Source organism: Polynucleobacter sp. JS-JIR-II-c23 (assembly GCF_035011225.1).
Taxonomy (GTDB): Bacteria; Pseudomonadota; Gammaproteobacteria; order Burkholderiales; family Burkholderiaceae; genus Polynucleobacter.
In genome coordinates, this window is the sequence record NZ_JAYGQT010000001.1 from 1 (window position 1) to 18,031 (window position 18,031).

The 18,031-nt window shown below is 45.5% G+C and carries 23 protein-coding genes and 1 pseudogene; 4 read left to right on the forward strand and 20 right to left on the reverse strand.

Annotated features, from left to right (window positions below; genetic code table 11):
• Positions 1-62 precede the first annotated feature (62 nt).
• Positions 63-1,406, reverse strand: coding sequence for a porin (locus VC159_RS00005; RefSeq protein WP_323472370.1), 1,344 nt, complete (start codon positions 1,404-1,406; stop codon positions 63-65).
• Positions 1,407-1,566: 160 nt separating this feature from the next.
• Complete coding sequence (locus tag VC159_RS00010; protein ID WP_323472371.1) at positions 1,567-2,928, reverse strand: porin; 1,362 nt, start codon at positions 2,926-2,928, stop codon at positions 1,567-1,569.
• A 208-nt stretch (positions 2,929-3,136) separates the two neighbouring features.
• Here VC159_RS00010 and VC159_RS00015 point away from each other — a divergent pair, with 208 nt between their 5' ends.
• Positions 3,137-4,591, forward strand: a complete 1,455-nt coding sequence (locus tag VC159_RS00015; RefSeq protein ID WP_323472372.1) for a sel1 repeat family protein — start codon at positions 3,137-3,139, stop codon at positions 4,589-4,591.
• On the opposite strand, the gene tatC is transcribed toward VC159_RS00015, so the two are convergent.
• The 8 genes from tatC to hisI all read right to left on the reverse strand — a co-directional run bounded on the left by tatC (position 4,567) and on the right by hisI (position 8,099).
• Complete coding sequence (tatC, locus tag VC159_RS00020) at positions 4,567-5,358, reverse strand: twin-arginine translocase subunit TatC (RefSeq protein ID WP_215358869.1); 792 nt, start codon at positions 5,356-5,358, stop codon at positions 4,567-4,569. The genes VC159_RS00015 and tatC overlap by 25 nt on opposite strands.
• A gap of 37 nt (positions 5,359-5,395) precedes the next feature.
• On the reverse strand, positions 5,396-5,872 hold the full coding sequence (gene tatB / locus VC159_RS00025; RefSeq protein ID WP_215358868.1) for a Sec-independent protein translocase protein TatB: 477 nt from the start codon (positions 5,870-5,872) through the stop codon (positions 5,396-5,398).
• A gap of 57 nt (positions 5,873-5,929) precedes the next feature.
• Positions 5,930-6,151, reverse strand: coding sequence for a Sec-independent protein translocase subunit TatA (gene tatA / locus VC159_RS00030; RefSeq protein WP_215358867.1), 222 nt, complete (start codon positions 6,149-6,151; stop codon positions 5,930-5,932).
• Between the two features lie 16 nt (positions 6,152-6,167).
• Positions 6,168-6,524 carry a histidine triad nucleotide-binding protein gene (locus VC159_RS00035; RefSeq protein WP_215358866.1) on the reverse strand — a complete coding sequence of 119 codons (357 nt, stop codon included), beginning with the start codon at positions 6,522-6,524 and terminating at the stop codon, positions 6,168-6,170.
• Between the two features lie 24 nt (positions 6,525-6,548).
• Positions 6,549-6,950 (reverse strand): phosphoribosyl-ATP diphosphatase, encoded by a 402-nt coding sequence (locus tag VC159_RS00040; protein WP_215358865.1) that lies wholly within the window; start codon positions 6,948-6,950, stop codon positions 6,549-6,551.
• 17 nt (positions 6,951-6,967) lie between these two features.
• Positions 6,968-7,354 (reverse strand): type II toxin-antitoxin system VapC family toxin, encoded by a 387-nt coding sequence (locus VC159_RS00045; RefSeq protein ID WP_251367747.1) that lies wholly within the window; start codon positions 7,352-7,354, stop codon positions 6,968-6,970.
• 8 nt (positions 7,355-7,362) lie between these two features.
• Positions 7,363-7,626, reverse strand: a complete 264-nt coding sequence (locus VC159_RS00050; RefSeq protein ID WP_416350416.1) for an antitoxin — start codon at positions 7,624-7,626, stop codon at positions 7,363-7,365.
• An 83-nt stretch (positions 7,627-7,709) separates the two neighbouring features.
• Positions 7,710-8,099 (reverse strand): phosphoribosyl-AMP cyclohydrolase, encoded by a 390-nt coding sequence (hisI, locus tag VC159_RS00055; protein WP_323472373.1) that lies wholly within the window; start codon positions 8,097-8,099, stop codon positions 7,710-7,712.
• 134 nt (positions 8,100-8,233) lie between these two features.
• Here hisI and VC159_RS00060 point away from each other — a divergent pair, with 134 nt between their 5' ends.
• A complete protein-coding gene (locus tag VC159_RS00060) occupies positions 8,234-8,359 on the forward strand; it encodes a type II toxin-antitoxin system HicA family toxin (protein WP_215358863.1) in 126 nt (41 codons plus the stop codon).
• A 68-nt stretch (positions 8,360-8,427) separates the two neighbouring features.
• The gene (locus tag VC159_RS00065; protein WP_215360270.1) at positions 8,428-8,820 is read left to right on the forward strand and encodes a type II toxin-antitoxin system HicB family antitoxin; all 393 of its coding nucleotides are present in this window, start codon (positions 8,428-8,430) and stop codon (positions 8,818-8,820) included.
• Between the two features lie 9 nt (positions 8,821-8,829).
• Here VC159_RS00065 and hisF read toward each other — a convergent pair whose 3' ends face one another.
• From hisF to hisB, 4 genes are read right to left on the reverse strand one after another with little or no spacing between them, the layout of a single operon-like run.
• Positions 8,830-9,588, reverse strand: a complete 759-nt coding sequence (gene hisF, locus VC159_RS00070) for an imidazole glycerol phosphate synthase subunit HisF (RefSeq protein WP_323472374.1) — start codon at positions 9,586-9,588, stop codon at positions 8,830-8,832.
• Entirely contained in the window at positions 9,588-10,349 is a 762-nt protein-coding gene (hisA, locus tag VC159_RS00075; RefSeq protein ID WP_215358861.1) for a 1-(5-phosphoribosyl)-5-[(5-phosphoribosylamino)methylideneamino]imidazole-4-carboxamide isomerase, read from the reverse strand. The genes hisF and hisA overlap by 1 nt, the downstream gene beginning before the upstream one ends.
• Positions 10,350-10,367: 18 nt before the next feature.
• Positions 10,368-11,024: an imidazole glycerol phosphate synthase subunit HisH gene (gene hisH, locus VC159_RS00080; protein WP_216164346.1), complete on the reverse strand. Its 657-nt coding sequence runs from the start codon at positions 11,022-11,024 to the stop codon at positions 10,368-10,370.
• A gap of 51 nt (positions 11,025-11,075) precedes the next feature.
• On the reverse strand, positions 11,076-11,663 hold the full coding sequence (gene hisB, locus VC159_RS00085) for an imidazoleglycerol-phosphate dehydratase HisB (RefSeq protein WP_215321305.1): 588 nt from the start codon (positions 11,661-11,663) through the stop codon (positions 11,076-11,078).
• 116 nt (positions 11,664-11,779) lie between these two features.
• Here hisB and hisC point away from each other — a divergent pair, with 116 nt between their 5' ends.
• Entirely contained in the window at positions 11,780-12,847 is a 1,068-nt protein-coding gene (gene hisC, locus VC159_RS00090) for a histidinol-phosphate transaminase (RefSeq protein WP_323472375.1), read from the forward strand.
• A 35-nt stretch (positions 12,848-12,882) separates the two neighbouring features.
• Here hisC and hisD read toward each other — a convergent pair whose 3' ends face one another.
• The 6 genes and pseudogenes from hisD to VC159_RS00120 all read right to left on the reverse strand — a co-directional run.
• Positions 12,883-14,205, reverse strand: a complete 1,323-nt coding sequence (gene hisD / locus VC159_RS00095; RefSeq protein ID WP_323472376.1) for a histidinol dehydrogenase — start codon at positions 14,203-14,205, stop codon at positions 12,883-12,885.
• Between the two features lie 28 nt (positions 14,206-14,233).
• Positions 14,234-14,860, reverse strand: a complete 627-nt coding sequence (hisG, locus tag VC159_RS00100; RefSeq protein ID WP_323472377.1) for an ATP phosphoribosyltransferase — start codon at positions 14,858-14,860, stop codon at positions 14,234-14,236.
• A gap of 20 nt (positions 14,861-14,880) precedes the next feature.
• Positions 14,881-16,155: a UDP-N-acetylglucosamine 1-carboxyvinyltransferase gene (gene murA / locus VC159_RS00105; RefSeq protein WP_323472378.1), complete on the reverse strand. Its 1,275-nt coding sequence runs from the start codon at positions 16,153-16,155 to the stop codon at positions 14,881-14,883.
• 55 nt (positions 16,156-16,210) lie between these two features.
• The gene (locus VC159_RS00110) at positions 16,211-16,459 is read right to left on the reverse strand and encodes a BolA family protein (protein WP_215358855.1); all 249 of its coding nucleotides are present in this window, start codon (positions 16,457-16,459) and stop codon (positions 16,211-16,213) included.
• A gap of 33 nt (positions 16,460-16,492) precedes the next feature.
• Complete coding sequence (locus VC159_RS00115) at positions 16,493-17,281, reverse strand: ABC transporter permease (protein ID WP_215358854.1); 789 nt, start codon at positions 17,279-17,281, stop codon at positions 16,493-16,495.
• A gap of 65 nt (positions 17,282-17,346) precedes the next feature.
• A pseudogene (locus tag VC159_RS00120) lies at positions 17,347-18,030 on the reverse strand (ABC transporter ATP-binding protein); the annotation flags it as partial.
• Position 18,031 lies beyond the last annotated feature (1 nt).

Consider the following 18,031-nt stretch of genomic DNA (forward strand, 5'->3'; position numbering starts at 1 on the left):
AGTCTGCGGGCTTTATTTTTAGAGCGCCTAGAACATAGCTCTAGGGAAAGTACATTATGGCATCAGAAAGTATGACGCATACCTACTCCGTAAGTCTGCTGTGTGCTAACAGTCTTGCCACTCAGCATGCTGCCTGCTGGTAATGGCTGAACATTAGAGCCTGATGTATTAATGTTACCAATACCTAGATACAAATTAGTCCGCTTACTCATATAGTAGTCAAGCATTGCAGATTGAAACTGCTGCACACCACTAAGCTGTGTGCCTGACTGCTGTGTGCCTGCATAGTAATAACCAATCGAACCAATTAAAGATTCAGTAAAGTTATAGTTAGCACCTACCCAATACACATTGATGTTGTAATTATTTCTATTGGGCGTCCAGCTTGCAATAGAAAATCCACTGGGCAATACTGGCAAACCAGCATACATCTGAAAGTTGCTTGGCGTACCAATAAACATACGCTCATATCCAGCTTTCAGATTGAGTTTATCTGTAGCCTGAAATTTACTCGTTAGTTGCAGTGCCGAGGTATTTGCCAGGGTAACCAAAACCTCATTGGTTCCCGCTTTTATAGCGCCAACTGGGGAAGCGGCACCATTTGCTGTAGAAATGGTCGTGCCATAGGAGATTCCGGTTAACTTAGTCGCATCCGTAGTATGGGTAGCAATGGCTTGTACGCCCCACTTAGCCTCTTCGTAACCTAACTGAAAGCCACTAGTAGTGCCAGCGGAGTTATTGCCTGCCATACCACCAGGTGCATACATGGCCTTGAGATTAAAGCCATTGTATTTTTTAGCGTATTGAATAGCGCCACTAACATACGCATTATCCGTATAGCCACCACCACCATAGGTTCCCGAGAAAGCAATCGGTGAAAACATCTGCGCATTAACTGGGTTATAGCTACCAATATTTTGCAACATGAGTCCTTGCTGACGCCCCAGTGTCAAGGTGCCGTACTGCTCATTACCGATACCGGCATAGGCGCCACGTCCAAACAGCATTCCTTGTAGCGCATTATCGCCACCCTGGCTAGCACTAGAAGATGATCCATTGCCGGCCATACCATTACTTGCGGTTACGCCTGTTGCCGCATTAAAGCCTTGCTCTAATAAAAAGAAGGTCTTAGTGCCACCACCTAAATCTTCTTGACCCTTAAAGCCCAAGCGACTTTGACTCTCGCCACCAGTCATGAATCCAAAGACATTACCGTTTTTAACGCCAGGGTAATTGAGTGGTGCACCTGAGTTACCCCAAGTTGAGGTGTTCAGATTGCCTGCATTAGTTTGCGCCATCACGCCCACATCTAATAAACCATAAACCGTCACACTCGATTGTGCTTTTGCTACTCCTGCCGCACAAAGAAAACTAGCAGCTAAGGCGAATTTATTTAGTTTTTTCATAAAGTACTTAATTGAAATCCCTTGACCAATGTCAAGAAATTAAGATCCGTTAAAAGACAAAAACCACCACACTTGCGTGTGATGGTTTTCTTATTACATTTACAGCTAGATGTTACTCACTACATTTCTAAATCTAGGTAGGCACAAGTCCTACGTTAAATTAGAAAGTGTGACGCATACCTAAACCGTATGTGAACTGCTGATTAACAGTTGTTGGGTTAACGTTAGCGTTGCTATAAGAAGGCGCGCCAACAGCAGAACCAGTGAAGTTCACTTGTGAAGCAGCTGCGTACAAGTTAGTACGCTTGCTCAAGTAGTACTCAGCCATTGCGGAGATAAATGTTGTTCTGCCAGCCAATGTTGTAGCATTGCGATTGGCATTTTGCTGGTAGTAACCCAATGAACCCTTGATTGCTGGTGTGAAGTCATAGTTAGCACCCAACCACCAAGTATTTCTGATCAAAGGTGTTGTAGCTGCTGTGTATGAGAATACGCTAAAGCCACTACCGTTAGGCAATACAGGCTGACCTTGCAAATACTGAAGATTTGATGGTGTACCCAAGTTTTGATATTGGAAACCACCTTTTAACCACAACTTATCCAATGGCGCCCATTTTGCTGTCAACTGTGTAGAACGTGTGTTGTAAACAGTTGCAGTTACTTGGTTTGTGCCAGCAACTGCTGATCCAGTTGGTGAAACAGCGCCAGCTGCAATTGCTTGACCATAAGAAGCGCCAGCCAAAGCTGTTGCATCTTCTTGGAATGAAGTGATAGCTTGGATGCCCCACTTAGCTGTTTCGTAACCAATTTGACCTTCTAAACGTGTACCAACGCCGTTGTTACCAGCATAGCCACCAGGTGCGTACAAGGCGTTTACATCAAAGCCCATGATTTTTTCTTTTAACTTCAAAGCACCGTTTGCACGAGCTTGGTCAGTTGTACCGCCACCACCGAATTGACCTGAGAAGGCTAAAGGTGAGAACTGTTGTGCGTTAACTGGGTCATAACCACCGATGTTGTCTAACATCAAAGTTTGTTGACGACCTAATGTCAATGTGCCCCATTTGTCATTTTGTACACCAGCGAATGCGCCGCGGTTAAACAATTGACCTTGGTTAGAAGAGTCACCAGTGTTTGACATGTTACCCATGCCAGCAGTCGTTTTACCGTTGCCTGGCAAACCTGAAGCATATTGTGAACCGTTGTCAGTGTTAACACCTTGCTCTAATGTAAAGATCACTTTAGAGCCGCCACCGATATCTTCCATACCCTTGAAACCCAAACGGCTAGCAGACTGACCACCCTGCATGAAGCCAAAGGAGTTACCGTTTTTTGGGTATGAGCTGCTGCTTGAAGCGCCGTAACCAGCAGAAGTACCGCCAGTAGAGCCGTTCAACATGTTTGAATTGCTTTGACCCATGATACCAACGTCCAATAAACCATAAATGGTTACGCTGGACTGAGCTTGAGCAGCGCCAGCAAATGCTGTCAATGCTGCGATTGCTAATAGCGATTTTTTCATTCTTTAAATCTCCAAAAATTAAAAGTAATGCCCAAATAAAACTGGGACTTGCTAATTTTGCTTGTATTGCCCCGCTAGACTGGGGGTAAGGGCATGTAGGAGATCTTTTTGCTTGTCAAAAGGTAGTTTTTTGGTTTTCTTCGTTGTATCAGGGCAACAAGGTCTTGGTTTTCCCCCTTTTATGCACTTTGAATGCCAAAATTGTCAGATGGCAAGCCGCGAATTCTTAAAAATCCTGAGTTCAGCCCGTATGGGTGATGTATCCGCGCAACAAAAATTAGCACAAGCCTATATTACCGGCGCCTTCAAAACACCAATACAACCTGCTAATGCTTTGATTTGGCTAGAAAAATCCTATTTATCAATACAAAATCAAGCTGCCGAGACGGGTAACGCAAGTCATGTTGAAATTTCCAACATTCTGAATCAAATTGCTAATGTCCCACTAGCCCAAACCTTTAATTCCCCAGGATTTCAGTTTGGATGGGGGTCTTTCTGGCAGCTCGCCCAATCTAATCTTGATTCAGGCGCCACACTCGCAGCTAAATGGCAACTTGCTGATTTACTTATCAACCCAAGACATCAAGATACTCAACCTCAATTGATGGCTTGGTTGAAAAGGGGGAACTCAACCTTCGCCGATGAAAAACTGGCCAATCTAGATTTCGGAGGCTTGCAAAAAATTGCTCGTCAATATTTACAAGAGCTCGCAGATGGGAACTCCATGTTCTCGAATAAAGCAAAAGAATTGTTGATAAAGCTACAACCAAAAAATGAAGCCTTATCCTCCCTGTGGAATGCTTGGTTAACAACGCAAAATGAAGAAGCATTGATTCAGGCGGCGGAGCTAGGGCTAACTGTTGCAAAACTTACTTTGGGATTACGCCTTGCTCAATTAAGTGGAAATGTTGAAAACAAATCAAACGCATCTCTTAAAAAAGCAGCGCATTGGTTAGAGCTTGCCGCCAAGGACGGTGATCGAGATGCATGGTACGCGCTTGGTGAAATTTATCGTCGCCCCCAATTTTCTGGTTACAACGCTACTGAAAGTGATCGCTGCTTTGATCGCGCTGCCGATCTTGGCCATCCCCAAGCGCAACTTCGCAAAGGTGCCAATCTTTGGCGTAAGCGCGAAAAGAGCGAAGAAAAAGTACGCGGGCTACAGGCTTCATACTCTATATGGCAAGCACACCAGCAGGGCATAGTAGAAGCAAAAGAGCTCTTAAGTAAGATTTTAGAAAGTTGCCCAGACCCAAAAAGAAATGAATGGCATGAATTGGCGCTATATGCTGAAAGCGCCATAAATCATCAAGCCGAACACAAGTTTGATGAAGACTGGCTATTGCTATGTCACCGCATCATCATTGCCAATCAATTTAATTTCAGCAAAGCAGAGCTTTTGTTATGCGAAGTAGGTCAACTTCAGCATGAACATTGTGTAGTTGTGGATATTCGTTGGGAATTACCAAAGATCTTGCCTAGGTTGATTCAGATCGAAACCATTCAACAACGTCGCGCCCTATTGACTGCTGGTAAAGCTTTTGCTGGTTCTGAAATAGATCTTGAGGGCAACTTACGCCAAAGGCGCTATCGCTTTGATCGTGCCACAAATTGGCTAAAAAATACCTTTTCCAAGAATCAAGTAGACGCAGAGGTTGAGTGATCGCTTGAACCTTCATCATCTGAGGGTTTTGGCACATAAAAGCGCGCTACGATCAAACCTAACTCATAGAGCAAGGTCATTGGCACAGCTAGCAACAATTGCGAGAGCACGTCCGGCGGAGTTACAACAGCGGAAATCACAAATGCGCCAACGATGACGTATGGGCGAATTTCTTTCAGCTTAGCCAAGGGCACCATGCCCATACGCACCAAGACAACCACCACAACAGGTACTTCAAAAGTAATACCAAATGCCAAGAAGGTTGTCATAGCAAAACTTAAATAGTTATCAATGTCGGTAGACATCTCCGCGCCCAAAGGTGCGTTATAACTTGCCATAAACTTGAATACCGTTGGAAACACTAAGAAGTATGCAAATGCCATACCAATAATGAACAAGCTGTAGCTACTCACTACCAAAGGCAGAATCAGCTTTCTTTCGTGCAAATACAAACCAGGTGCAATGAACGCCCATAGTTGATACATCACCACTGGTAAGGCGATGATGAAAGCCACTAGCATGGTTACCTTCATGGGTACAAAGAAGGAGCCTGTAACGTCAGTCACAATCATCTTGCCGCCAGCAGGCAAAGCTTCTAATAAAGGCTGTGCGAACAAATGGAAAATATCAGGCGCCCAATAGACTAGACATACGAAGACAACAATAATTGCGAGCGCCGCTTTAATTACGCGATCACGCAATTCAAATAAGTGGGAAAGAAAGGTTTCCTGTAATCCCGAGTCTTGGGTTGAATTGTTTTCAGTCATACGTAAGTATTTTTATTCTTGCTTTTTACTATTATTTTTATTTGCCAGCGCTGTGATGAAAGCGCTTCATCCTAGCAGCACCAGATTGCACTCGAGTACGAATTCCTGCAGAACGTTTGAACCAAAGCGGCCTTGCAGCACGACGCACACCCCAGCTATTGCGCCCTTGGCGCTTAGTTTTGCGCAGCACTTCTTTTTCATCTAAGGCCGGCTTATCAAACCTAGTTTCAAAAATATCCGCTTGATCGCTTAAGTTAGCGCCAGCCTCTTGAACTGTAGAGCCGATACTATTTTCAACTTCTTTGAGAGTGGCGGCAGTTTCTTCTCGAAACTTTTTAAATTCTTCCACTTCCATTTGACGACTTACTTCAGACTTGACGTCCGCCATATAGCGCTGCGCACGCCCAAACAAATTACCAGCCATGCGAGCTACCTTAGGCAGGCGCTCTGGTCCAACCACCACCAGAGCAACTACAGCAATGAGCGCAAGCTTTGAAACTCCGAGATCAATCATTTAACGCAGTTATTTAAATGCAGCATGAGTTTCTATCGCGCTTTATTTATTTACTAGTTATTTGTTAATGTCTTTAGCCTGAACATCAACCGTCTTTTCTGCTGTTGCAGAACTTTGTTGAATCTGCTCTTTAGGCTCTTCAGCAGCTTTCATGCCATCTTTAAAACCTTTTACAGCGCCACCCAAATCTTGTCCGATATTGCGCAATTTTTTGGTACCGAATACCAACATCACGATAACCAAAACAATCAACCAATGCCAAATGCTAAATGAACCCATTTTTAATCTCCTTGGATTATTTTTTCCAGGGGCGGGGACCGCCCATCACATGTAAATGCAAGTGATAAACCTCCTGCCCACCATCCGCACCATTGTTTACCATCAATCTAAAGCCGCCATCCTTACCAGGACGGCAGCCTTGCTCTTTGGCAAGACGCGGTGCTAACTCCATCATTCTACCCAGCAAAGGCGCATCTACGCTTTCCGCCGACTCCAGCATAGGGATATGCTTTTTAGGAATCATCAGAAAATGGATTGGCGCAGCCGGGTTGATATCTTTAAAAGCATAGATTTCCTCGTCCTCATACACCTTCTGGGAAGGAATCAAACCTTGAGAAATCTTACAAAACAGGCAATTAGGATCGTGTGACATACTTTTTCTCGTATTTATCCGTACTTACTCTTTACCAACTGCTTTTCTCGCGGCCTTCTCTTCAATGCCAGAAGTACCCAAGCGACGATCAAGCTCGGCAATGACATCTTCCGGGCGTAGGTTAAATTGAGACAAAGCAATCAAGCAGTGAAACCACAAATCGGCCATTTCGCCCACCAAGAGCTTTTGCTGATCAGCCGCCAAATTAGAGTTGCGCGCATCTTTTGCCGCCATCACAGCCTCAGTCGCTTCTTCGCCAATCTTTTTCAAGATCCCGTCATCACCCTTTGAAAAGAGTAAAGCGGTATAAGAAGTTTTTGGATCTGTTTGGCCCGCCTTAAATGCATCACGACGTTGATCAACTACATCGGCTAAATGGATTAATCCAGATTCAATTTTTTTGTCTGAATTCAGTATTTTGTTCATTAATATATTTTTTCAGACTATACAGTCCAATCCTCTACCTGTAGCTTCTGAATCCTTTTAAAAGCTTGGTCATTTGTTACTAAAATTGCCCCGAGCTGAGAAGCATGTGCTGCAATTTGCATGTCAAGAGGGCCTAGTAAATTTCCATTACTCTCTAATTGAGCCCTTAAAACACCATAATGCTCCGCTACATCAGTATCCCAAACCAAAACATCCACTCGCTTTAAAAACTCTTGTACAACCAAATGTAAGTTCCTTGCATTTGGCTTTTTTGCCAAACCATAGAGAATTTCACCTTCAGATATAACTGACAAGCATAGTCTTTCCATAGGAACACTGGCGATTTTTCTGCTTACTACTGGGTTTTTCTTAATCAGGCTGCTGATGGTATTGGTATCGAGCATATATCTCATCAGTCATTGACTCCAGCAAAAGGATCTCGATCTTGCGAACCTTGATTTCGATCTTTAGGGCTTAAGAAATCCAAAGGAACATCCGCGCTCGCAAGCGCCAAGAAAAAACTATCCCAGTTTTCAGGTCTTCTGGAAAGAATTAAATCACCTGTATTAGCATCGCGCCGAATAAAAACCTCTTTTTCCTCGAAACGAAATGCCGCAGGCAAGCGTATGGCCTGGCTGCGTCCATTCATAAAGATTTTTGCTATTAGGCTCATCATCCTAGCTCCTTGGTATATATCAAAGTATATACCATTCTAAACTAGAGCAAACTGAAAATAAAGCCCCAAAATAATGTCTTGGGTCAGGTTTTACTGATTTTGATCCAACTTGAGCTTACAGAATCCCATTGCCTAAAGAAGCAACTATGCTCACCCGTATGACAAGCAATCCCATCTTTTTGCTCAACCATCAGCAAAATCGTATCCCCATCACAATCCAAGCGAATTTCTTTTACTTTCTGGGTATGCCCAGATTCTTCGCCCTTGTGCCATAGCTTTTGTCTAGAACGAGTCCAGTAGACAGCCTCACCCAAGCGGATGGTTTCCAATAAGGCGTCCCGATTCATCCAGGCCATCATCAAGATATCCTTGCTGCCAACTTCTTGGGCGATTGCTGGAACCAATCCTTGATCATTCCAAGTTACCGCTTCTAGGAGAGCCTGGTCTAGTGAGTTTTTATTTGTATCTGACATTTATCCAATTTTGACAGAATTATTAAGGGCTACCCAAATAAGAATCGCCTTCGGCTTACTGCAACAGCCCATCCCACCTTCTGGACAATAACCCTTTTTGTGTGTTTGATGTGTATAAAATTTATAATGCGTAGATGAATAGCAAAGAACTCATCAAGACATTAGAAAAAGATGGCTGGGTATTGCGGGGCTCAAAAGGCTCTCATCATGTTTTTAACCATCCCCGCAAGGCTGGACACATTACCGTTCCATACCCTTAAAAAGATCTGGGCATTGGATTGGTGCAAAAGATACTGAAACAAACAGAAATTAAATAGAGGGGTCAATGATGAAATATCCAATTGCTATTGAACCAGGTGGAGATAAGTTGGCATGGAGCGTCATCGTTCCTGATATGCCAGGCTGTTTCTCGGCTGCTGACAGCGGTATTGACGAGGCTATTGAAAATGCCAAAGAAGCGATTGGGCTTTGGATTGAAACCGCCCTAGATGCGGGCGAAGATATACCCAAGCCCAGCTCCATTACCGATCTACAGAAGAAGAAAGTGTTCAAGGGATTTATCTGGGCAATTGCCGAGATAAATCCATCTTTGCTATCAGACGATATTGAAAGAGTAAATATCTCTTTACCAAAAAGAGTATTGGCAAGATTAGATGCCAAAGCTAAATCCGCTGGTGAAAATCGCTCTGCTTTTATCGCGCATATGGCGATTAGCGCTTAAGAACCCTAACTAAATCCGAACCGGAATTCCTTGGGCTGCCATATATTCTTTTGCCTGCCCAACGGTGTAATCACCATAGTGAAAAATGCTAGCTGCCAATACTGCATCTGCATGGCCCTTAGTAATACCATCGACTAAATGCTGCAAATTACCAACGCCGCCAGAGGCAATCACGGGAACAGAAACCGCGTCGCTTACTGCAGCAGTTAAAGCCAAGTCAAAGCCATCTTTGCTGCCATCGCGGTTCATGCTAGTTAATAGAATCTCGCCTGCACCACGTTTAGCCACCTCAGTAGCCCATGTGACTACATCCATTCCGGTCGCAGTTCTACCACCATGGGTGAACACTTCCCAATTACCCGCTTCAGTTTGCTTAGCATCAATCGCCACCACAATACATTGGGAGCCGTAATAAGCAGCAGCATCCGAAACTAAATCAGGATTGGCTACCGCGGAAGAATTCATGCTCACTTTATCTGCACCCGCATTGAGCAAGCGACGCACATCAGCAACCGCACGAACACCGCCACCAACAGTCAAGGGAATAAATACTTGTGAAGCAACATCTTCAATGATGTGCAAAATGAGATCGCGCCCATCAGAGGTAGCAGTAATATCCAGAAACGTCAGCTCATCAGCTCCTTGCGTGTCGTACCGTTTTGCAATTTCAACTGGATCACCCGCGTCTCTGAGGCCAACAAACTTAACGCCCTTAACAACGCGCCCTGCCGTGACATCTAGACAAGGAATAATTCGCTTAGTTAACACTAGATGATTTTCTTTGCGTACTTGAGGGTTAACTCATCGGCATATTTTTGAGCGGCTGCAAGATCAAGGTCGCCAGCGTAGATTGAGCGTCCCGCAATCACACCCATGACACCCTCTTCTTCAGCTTTACAAAGCGCTTCAATATCTTGATTGTTAGAGAGGCCGCCACTGGCAATGACCGGGATACGAATGGCTTGAGCCAGCTTGATTGTGGCTTCGATGTTGACGCCCTTGAGCATGCCATCCCGTCCAATATCGGTATAGATAATGGCCTCTACGCCCCAATCTTCAAACTTCTTGGCAAGATCAATCACTTCATGACCGGTAATCTTGCTCCAACCATCAGTCGCTACTTTGCCATCACGTGCATCAAGACCAACCATCACATGACCAGGAAATGCTGTGCAAGCATCTTGCACAAAGCCAGGATTCTTCACAGCTGCCGTACCAATAATGACAGTGCTAATACCGTCATCCAATAAGCGCTCAATGGTTTCAAGATCACGAATACCGCCACCGAGTTGCACGGGGATTTCGTTGCCAACCGCTTTGAGGATCGATTTAATCGCAGACTCATTTTTGAGCTTGCCAGCAAATGCGCCGTTGAGATCTACTAAATGTAAGCGTCGAGCACCTTTGCTAATCCAATGCGCCGCCATTGCGCCAGGGTCTTCTGAGAATACCGTAGCTTTATCCATATCACCTTGTTCGAGTCGAACACAGTGGCCGTCTTTAAGATCAATTGCGGGAATCAGCAGCATAGCGAATGGTTAGGAATATTAAGGTTGCCAAGAAACAAAATTTTTATAAAGCTTTAAACCGTATTCTGCACTTTTTTCTGGATGAAATTGAGTTGCAAAAATATTATCTCGCGCCACCGCAGAAGTAAACCAATCGCCATATTCAGTGGAACCGACTGTATCTTCATTGCGCTGCGGCACAACATAGTAGCTGTGCACAAAATAGAAGCTCGTTAGATCAGGTATGCCATCCCAAAGGGGGTGCTTTCGGTCTTGGCGGACTTGGTTCCAGCCCATATGAGGGACTTTATAAGAGGATCCATCTGGCTGCTTTTTACCAGCCAGCTCAAAACGACGCACTTCCCCAGGAATCAAACCCAAACAAGGTGTCCATTGCTCGGCAGCGCGTACCTCTGCACTTCTATCAAAGAGCATTTGCTCGCCTACGCAGACCCCTAAAAGTGGCTTACTTTTGGAAGCCTCCAGTAAGGCATCTAACAATCCGGATTCTTCTAGATGCTTCATGCAATCTGGCATAGCACCTTGACCGGGCAAAACGACGCGATCTGCAGAGTGGATCTCTTCTGGCTGATGAGCAATCAATACATTGTCATCAGGCGCAACATGATGAAATGCTTGATATACGGAACGGAGATTACCCATTCCATAGTCGACGATCGCAATGGTTTGCGCCAAAATTTACCTGTTGTCTACTGTTGTCTTCTGAGCAACCGTGGGGAGTCTAGATTAAAGACTTCCTTTAGTTGAAGGAATGGCGCCTGAAGCACGTGGATCAACCGCCAAGGCCATACGCAAAGCGCGACCAAAAGCCTTGAACACAGTTTCAATTTGGTGATGCGCATTAATACCGCGCAAATTATCGATGTGCAAAGTGACTCCAGCGTGGTTCACAAAACCACGGAAGAACTCAATGCTGAGATCGACGTCAAAATCGCCTACGCGTGCACGAGTAAATGGAACGTTGAATTCCAAACCTGGACGGCCAGAGAAATCAATCACAACGCGAGAAAGGGTCTCATCAAGGGGCACATAGGAATGGCCATAGCGAGTAATACCCGCTTTATCGCCAACCGCTTTGGCAAAAGCCTGGCCTAGCGTGATTCCCACGTCCTCAACAGTATGGTGGTCATCAATATGGGTGTCGCCATTTGCAACCACTTTGAGGTCAATCATGCCGTGACGGGCAATTTGATCGAGCATGTGGTCTAGAAAAGGAACCCCAGAGGCTAGCTCAGCCTTACCGGTTCCATCTAGATTGATGGAAATCTGAATTTTGGTTTCCGAAGTGTTTCGGGTGACGTCGGCTTGCCGCATGCTTCATTGCGCCGCGAGGCGAAGTGTTGATTGAAGCCTCATAATATCATTCCTAGAAGAGATTTAAATATCGATATCGCTGCACTTTTATCCCGATTTTTGACCTGAGAACCCTCATGAGCCGTTTTTGGAGCCCTGTTGTTCAAACCCTAACCCCCTATGTTCCAGGGGAGCAACCGCAAATGCAGCGACTGGTAAAACTCAATACCAATGAGAGCCCCTATGGCCCATCGCCCAAAGCGCTTGCTGCTATTGAAGGTCAAAATACTGCCGATTTACGCCTTTATCCCGATCCGGAAGGCGCAGCCCTAAAACAAGCGATCGCCAAATTACATGGCTTAGACGCAAATCAAGTCTTTGTAGGCAATGGCTCCGATGAAGTGTTGGCACATGTCTTTGCTGGTTTACTCAAGCAAAGTAAGCCAGTGCATTTTCCAGACATAACGTATAGCTTCTATCCCGTCTACTGCAAACTTTTTGGCATTGATACCCAAACAGTTCCTTTGGACGAAAATTTTGAGATCAAAACTGCTGACTACCAATCTCCTAACGGTGGAATTATTTTCCCTAACCCTAATGCTCCAACTGGTAGATCAATTCCTCGCTCAGAAATTGAAGCACTACTCTCACGTAACAAAGATTCGGTAGTTGTCATTGATGAAGCTTACGTCGATTACGGAACCGAATCTTGTATTCCACTATTGCGTGGCGCCAACTGTCCAGAAAACTTGTTGGTAGTTCACACGCTCTCTAAATCACGTGCTCTAGCCGGTCTACGTGTCGGCTTTGCTGTTGGCCATCCAGCCTTGATTGAGGGCTTGGAACGAGTCAAGAATAGCTTTAACTCATACCCCTTAGGACGTCTTGCTCAAGCTGGTGCGATTGCAGCCATTGAGGACCAAGCGCATCTGGAAGCAAGCTCAGCTAAGGTGATTCAAACTCGCACAAAGTTAATTGAGCAACTCGATGCTTTAGGATTTGCAACTCTGCCTTCGACTGCAAACTTTATTTTCACGCGCCATCCACAGCATGCTGGAGCAAAGCTATATCAAGCCTTGCGGGATCGCGGGATCATCGTGCGTCATTTCAAATCACCACGCATAGAAGAGTTCTTGCGCATTACGATTGGCACAGATGAACAAAGCAACGAACTTGTCGCGGCTTTAAAACAAATCCTGAATTAATTTTTTTAAGAAGCAAGCGCAGGTAGATTGCGCTCTTACCTCTTCAAGCGCATCTCAGCTGCACGTGCATGAGCTTGTAAGCCCTCACCATGAGCTAGCGTGCTCGCTACTGCACCCAAGGTTTGAGCACCAGCCTCACTCACCTCAATCATGCTTGAGCGCTTGATGAAGTCATACACACCCAATGGTGACGAGAATCGCGCAGTACGTGCTGTCGGTAAAACGTGATTGGGACCGGCGCAATAATCACCCAATGATTCACTGGTGTAGTTACCCATAAAGATGGCGCCCGCATGACGAATCTGGTCAGCCCACTTGCGTGGATCAGCAGCACAAATCTCCAAGTGCTCAGCAGCAATCGCATCCGCAATCTCACAGGCCTCAGACATATCTTTTACCTGAATCAACAAAGCGCGATTTGTGAGCGAAGTTTCAATCACCTTTGCTCTTGGCATTTCTGGGAGGAGCTTATTGATGCTTGCTTGCACTTGTTCAATATATGAAGCATCTGGACACAGCAAGATCGATTGCGCCTGCTCATCATGTTCCGCCTGAGAGAACAGATCCATTGCAACCCAATCCGGATTACTTGAACCATCACAAAGCACCAAAATTTCAGATGGGCCAGCAATCATATCGATGCCCACAATGCCAAATACTCTGCGCTTGGCTGCAGCCACATACGCATTACCAGGCCCAACAATCTTGTCAACCGATGGAATCGTTTTGGTACCGTAAGCCAAGGCGCCGACTGCCTGAGCGCCACCGATCGTAAAGACGCGATCTACGCCAGCAAGATAAGCTGCCGCCAAAACTAAAGGATTGCGCGCACCATCAGGAGTAGGCACCACCATAATCACTTCGGCAACACCCGCCACCTTTGCGGGAATAGCATTCATCAGAACGGATGATGGATAAGCTGCTTTGCCGCCCGGCACATAAATGCCAACACGATCCAATGGAGTTACTTTTTGACCAAGACGTGTTCCATCCTTCTCTTCGTACTCCCAAGAATGGCAACCTGCTTCAATCTTTTGATGCTCGTGATAAGCGCGCACTCTTTGCGCAGCAATATCGAGGGCATTTTTTTGTTCAGAAGATAAAGAGCTGTAAGCAAGCTCTAAATCTTTGCGAGGAATCTCTAAATCACAAACGCTTGCAATATTCAAGCGATCAAACTGCTTTGTAAATCCCAGAACCGCTTCATCACCCTGGGCTTTAACTGCTGCCAAAATCTTTACTACTGCAGCATCTATCGCCTCATCATCAGCAGTCGGCAGGGACAAACTCGACAACAGTGTTTCTCTGAAGCCTGCATCCTTGCTATTGAGGCGTTTTACGTTAATATTTGAGGGCATGGGAGAAGACTTTTCGATCTGACTACTATTATTTCAGTAGCTCAAAAATAGGCTGTAGCTGAACTCGCTTACGTTTGTATGAAGCTTGATTGACTACTAGGCGAGCGCTGATATCAGCAATTGGCTCAACTTCCACTAAGCCATTCGCTTTAAGCGTATTGCCAGTAGACACCAGATCCACAATCGCATCCGCCAAGCCTACCAAAGGTGCGAGCTCCATCGAACCGTATAGTTGAATCGTATCGATGTGCACACCTTTATTGGCAAAGTGTTCACGCGCGCAATTGACGTACTTCGTTGCAACTTTTAAACGGGAACCTTGTTTTACTGCAGCCGCGTAGTCAAATCCTTCGCGAACCGCCACAGACATCCGGCACTTTGCAATATTCAAGTCGTAAGGAACGTACAAACCATCGCTCCCTTTTTCCATCAATACATCCAATCCGGCAACACCAAAATCAGCGCCGCCAAATTGCACATAAGTAGGCACATCTGAGGCGCGAACAATAATCAGGCGGACATCTGGATTAGAAGTCTCAATAATGAGTTTGCGTGACTTCTCAGGATCCTCCAGCGGCACTATGCCGACCTTGGATAAGATCTCTGCAGTTTCTTCGAAGATGCGCCCTTTGGAGAGGGCTAAAGTCAATTTCATGGACTAATTATCCATCAGCCTTACTTCACGCGCTCAATATTGGCGCCTAAGAGAGTTAACTTCTGCTCCATGCGGTCATAGCCACGATCTAAGTGGTAAATCCGGTCTACCTGGGTTTCGCCCTGGGCAGCCAATCCAGCAATCACTAAACTAGCTGAGGCTCGTAAATCGGTAGCCATCACAATCGCACCAGAGAGCTTTTCCACTCCCTGAGCAATCGCAGTATTTCCTTCAATAGCGATGTCCGCACCCAAACGATTGAGCTCTTGAACGTGCATAAAGCGATTCTCAAAAATCGTTTCTGTAATCGTTGAGCTGCCAGATGCGATCGCATTGACTGTCATGAGCTGCGCTTGCATGTCTGTCGGGAAAGCGGGGTATTCAGAAGTACGGAAGTTGACTGCTTTAGGACGACCCTGCATGGAAGCCTTAATCCAGTCAGGGCCAATCTCCATTTGTAGGCCGGCCTCTTTTAACTTAACAATCACAGCATCTAGGGTGTCTGGGCGGCAGTGCTTGACTGTAATTTCCCCACCAGTGGCTGCAACCGCACATAAGAATGTGCCCGCTTCAATGCGATCCGGGATAACCGAATGCTCAGCACCGTGAAGTTTTTCTACTCCCTCAATCACTAACCGATCACTACCAATGCCTGAAATCTTCGCACCCATCTTCACTAGCAACTCAGCTAAATCACCAACCTCAGGTTCACGTGCAGCATTTTCTAAGATGGTTTTACCCGACGCCAAAGTAGCAGCCATCAATAAATTCTCAGTACCAGTTACGGTAATCATGTCAGTCAAGATGGAGGCGCCCTTTAGGCGATCTGACTGTGGCTTAGTTTCAGCTTGAATATAGCCGCTCTTAATTTTGATGCTGGCGCCCATCGCCTTCAAACCTTTGATGTGCTGATCCACTGGTCGTGCACCAATAGCGCAACCACCGGGTAATGACACCTTGGCACTATGCATTCTGGCCAACAGTGGGCCAAGCACCAAGATGGAAGCGCGCATCGTCTTCACCATCTCATAAGTAGCTTCTGAGCTTTTAATAACCGCCGCATTCAAGACCATATGACTGTGATCATCAGCGTTCGGGAAGTCAACCGTTACGCCAATTTCTTGTAAAAGCTTGAGCATGGTGCGCACGTCTTGCAAATCAGGAACATTGCGCAATACGACTGGCTGATCAGTTAAGAGACAAGTACACAGAATGGGCAATGCGGCATTTTTAGCGCCGGCAATCACTACCTCTCCATTGAGAGGAGTACCGCCAACCATTCGTAATTTATCCATGAAGCGATTCCAGTAAATACTTAGTCATTAATGTGTAGTGAGTGATGCTGCGTTTTTATGCTGCTGAATTTTGTGCAAATTCTTCAGGTGTAAATGCCTTAATAGATAAAGCATGTACTTCTGCCTTCATGCGATCACCCATTGCGCCGTATACCAATTGATGGCGCTGTACCAAACGCTTACCTTCAAACTCGGGGCTCACGATGGTTGCAAAAAAGTGCTGGCCATCACCCTCAACCTGAATGTGGGTACAGGCTAGCCCTTGCTTGATATAGCCCTCAATCTGTTCTGGGGTGGGGAGCATTTCTTTTCCTAATTAAACTCAAGTTTTCAATAATTAATAACGGAGCTTATAGCCCTTTTGTAATAGGCGTAAAGCAATGACTGACACAAGCACAAAGAAGCAGAACACAATCACTAAACTGCTCCAAGGGGAGTTATCTGAAACCCCAAAAAAGCCGTAACGGAAGCCATCAATCATGTAAAAGAACGGATTGAAGTGCGACACTACTTGCCACGCTGGCGGTAAAGAGTGAATAGAGTAAAAGACGCCTGACAACATCGTTGCGGGCATGATGATGAAGTTCTGAAAAGCGGCTAGCTGGTCATATTTATCAGCCCAGATACCAGCTATCAAGCCAAGACTTCCTAAAATTGCTGCACCCAAAAAAGCAAACGCCAAAATCCACAATGGATACTCCAAGGTGGGCGTTGCAAACCAGATGGTAATTAACAGTACGCCAAGCCCCACAACAATTCCTCGAAATACTGCAGCCAAAATATAAGCAGAGTAAAACTCGAAATGACTTAGGGGAGCCAATAAAACAAATACTAAGTTGCCGGTGACTTTAGATTGAATCAAAGAAGATGAGGTATTTGCAAAAGCATTTTGCAAGACACTCATCATCACAAGACCAGGAATTAAAAAGGCCGTATAACTTAAGCGTCCATAAACTTCCCTGCCCTCAAGAACATGGCCAAAGATCATGAGGTAGAGCACCGCCGTAAGCACCGGTGCTGCCACCGTCTGGAAAGCTACTTTATAAAAGCGCTTTACCTCTTTAAACAAAAGGGTAGGAAAGCCGCTGCCGTACTCTAGAGCAGGTCGATTGAGGCCATGTTTCATTGCGCACTCCCCGACATGATGTTCACGAAGACTTCTTCTAAGTCCGTTTTACCTTCACCATCTTTTTTGACAGATCCGTAACGACTTAATAAATTGGCAGTGGTATCTAGAGCCACAATCTTGCCTTGTTTGAGCATGGCAATGCGTTGACACAAAGCTTCCGCCTCTTCCAGATAGTGGGTAGTCAGAACAATCGTATGGCCATCTTGATTCAATCGACTAATAAATTGCCACAAGGATTGGCGTAACTCAACATCCACGCCAGCAGTCGGTTCGTCCAAAATAATGACCGGCGGTCTATGAACTAAAGCCTGAGCAACCAGTACTCTACGCTTCATTCCACCAGACAAGGAGCGCATATTGCTATCTGCTTTGGAGGTGAGATCAAGATTGGCCATAATCTCATCAATCCACGCATCGTTATTTTTAATCCCGAAATAACCGGATTGAAAACGTAAAGTTTCACGTACAGTAAAAAAAGGATCAAAGACCAACTCTTGAGGAACCACACCCAGCATCCGGCGTGCCTCACGAAACCCTTTTTGAACATCAGCACCCATAATGGCCGCATGACCATGGCTAGGCCTTACTAGTCCAGCCAATATAGAAATCAAGGTAGTTTTGCCGGCACCATTCGGGCCCAACAAACCGAAAAACTCCCCTGGCGCAATGCTCAATGAAACATCATCTAAAGCCTGAAGCGCTCCGTATTGCTTGGATATATTTTGGATGGAAATTGCAGGATGCATC

What these genes read in the sequence shown, in the direction of transcription:
- VC159_RS00005 (WP_323472370.1), bottom strand. Translation starts at nt 1,406, where the DNA reads ATGAAAAAACTAAATAAATTCGCCTTAGCTGCTAGTTTTCTTTGTGCG.
- VC159_RS00010 (WP_323472371.1), bottom strand. Translation starts at nt 2,928, where the DNA reads ATGAAAAAATCGCTATTAGCAATCGCAGCATTGACAGCATTTGCTGGC.
- VC159_RS00015 (WP_323472372.1), top strand. Translation starts at nt 3,137, where the DNA reads ATGGCAAGCCGCGAATTCTTAAAAATCCTGAGTTCAGCCCGTATGGGT.
- tatC (WP_215358869.1), bottom strand. Translation starts at nt 5,358, where the DNA reads ATGACTGAAAACAATTCAACCCAAGACTCGGGATTACAGGAAACCTTT.
- tatB (WP_215358868.1), bottom strand. Translation starts at nt 5,872, where the DNA reads ATGATTGATCTCGGAGTTTCAAAGCTTGCGCTCATTGCTGTAGTTGCT.
- tatA (WP_215358867.1), bottom strand. Translation starts at nt 6,151, where the DNA reads ATGGGTTCATTTAGCATTTGGCATTGGTTGATTGTTTTGGTTATCGTG.
- VC159_RS00035 (WP_215358866.1), bottom strand. Translation starts at nt 6,524, where the DNA reads ATGTCACACGATCCTAATTGCCTGTTTTGTAAGATTTCTCAAGGTTTG.
- VC159_RS00040 (WP_215358865.1), bottom strand. Translation starts at nt 6,950, where the DNA reads ATGAACAAAATACTGAATTCAGACAAAAAAATTGAATCTGGATTAATC.
- VC159_RS00045 (WP_251367747.1), bottom strand. Translation starts at nt 7,354, where the DNA reads ATGCTCGATACCAATACCATCAGCAGCCTGATTAAGAAAAACCCAGTA.
- VC159_RS00050 (WP_416350416.1), bottom strand. Translation starts at nt 7,626, where the DNA reads ATGATGAGCCTAATAGCAAAAATCTTTATGAATGGACGCAGCCAGGCC.
- hisI (WP_323472373.1), bottom strand. Translation starts at nt 8,099, where the DNA reads ATGTCAGATACAAATAAAAACTCACTAGACCAGGCTCTCCTAGAAGCG.
- VC159_RS00060 (WP_215358863.1), top strand. Translation starts at nt 8,234, where the DNA reads ATGAATAGCAAAGAACTCATCAAGACATTAGAAAAAGATGGCTGGGTA.
- VC159_RS00065 (WP_215360270.1), top strand. Translation starts at nt 8,428, where the DNA reads ATGAAATATCCAATTGCTATTGAACCAGGTGGAGATAAGTTGGCATGG.
- hisA (WP_215358861.1), bottom strand. Translation starts at nt 10,349, where the DNA reads ATGCTGCTGATTCCCGCAATTGATCTTAAAGACGGCCACTGTGTTCGA.
- hisB (WP_215321305.1), bottom strand. Translation starts at nt 11,663, where the DNA reads ATGCGGCAAGCCGACGTCACCCGAAACACTTCGGAAACCAAAATTCAG.
- hisC (WP_323472375.1), top strand. Translation starts at nt 11,780, where the DNA reads ATGAGCCGTTTTTGGAGCCCTGTTGTTCAAACCCTAACCCCCTATGTT.
- hisD (WP_323472376.1), bottom strand. Translation starts at nt 14,205, where the DNA reads ATGCCCTCAAATATTAACGTAAAACGCCTCAATAGCAAGGATGCAGGC.
- hisG (WP_323472377.1), bottom strand. Translation starts at nt 14,860, where the DNA reads ATGAAATTGACTTTAGCCCTCTCCAAAGGGCGCATCTTCGAAGAAACT.
- murA (WP_323472378.1), bottom strand. Translation starts at nt 16,155, where the DNA reads ATGGATAAATTACGAATGGTTGGCGGTACTCCTCTCAATGGAGAGGTA.
- VC159_RS00110 (WP_215358855.1), bottom strand. Translation starts at nt 16,459, where the DNA reads ATGCTCCCCACCCCAGAACAGATTGAGGGCTATATCAAGCAAGGGCTA.
- VC159_RS00115 (WP_215358854.1), bottom strand. Translation starts at nt 17,281, where the DNA reads ATGAAACATGGCCTCAATCGACCTGCTCTAGAGTACGGCAGCGGCTTT.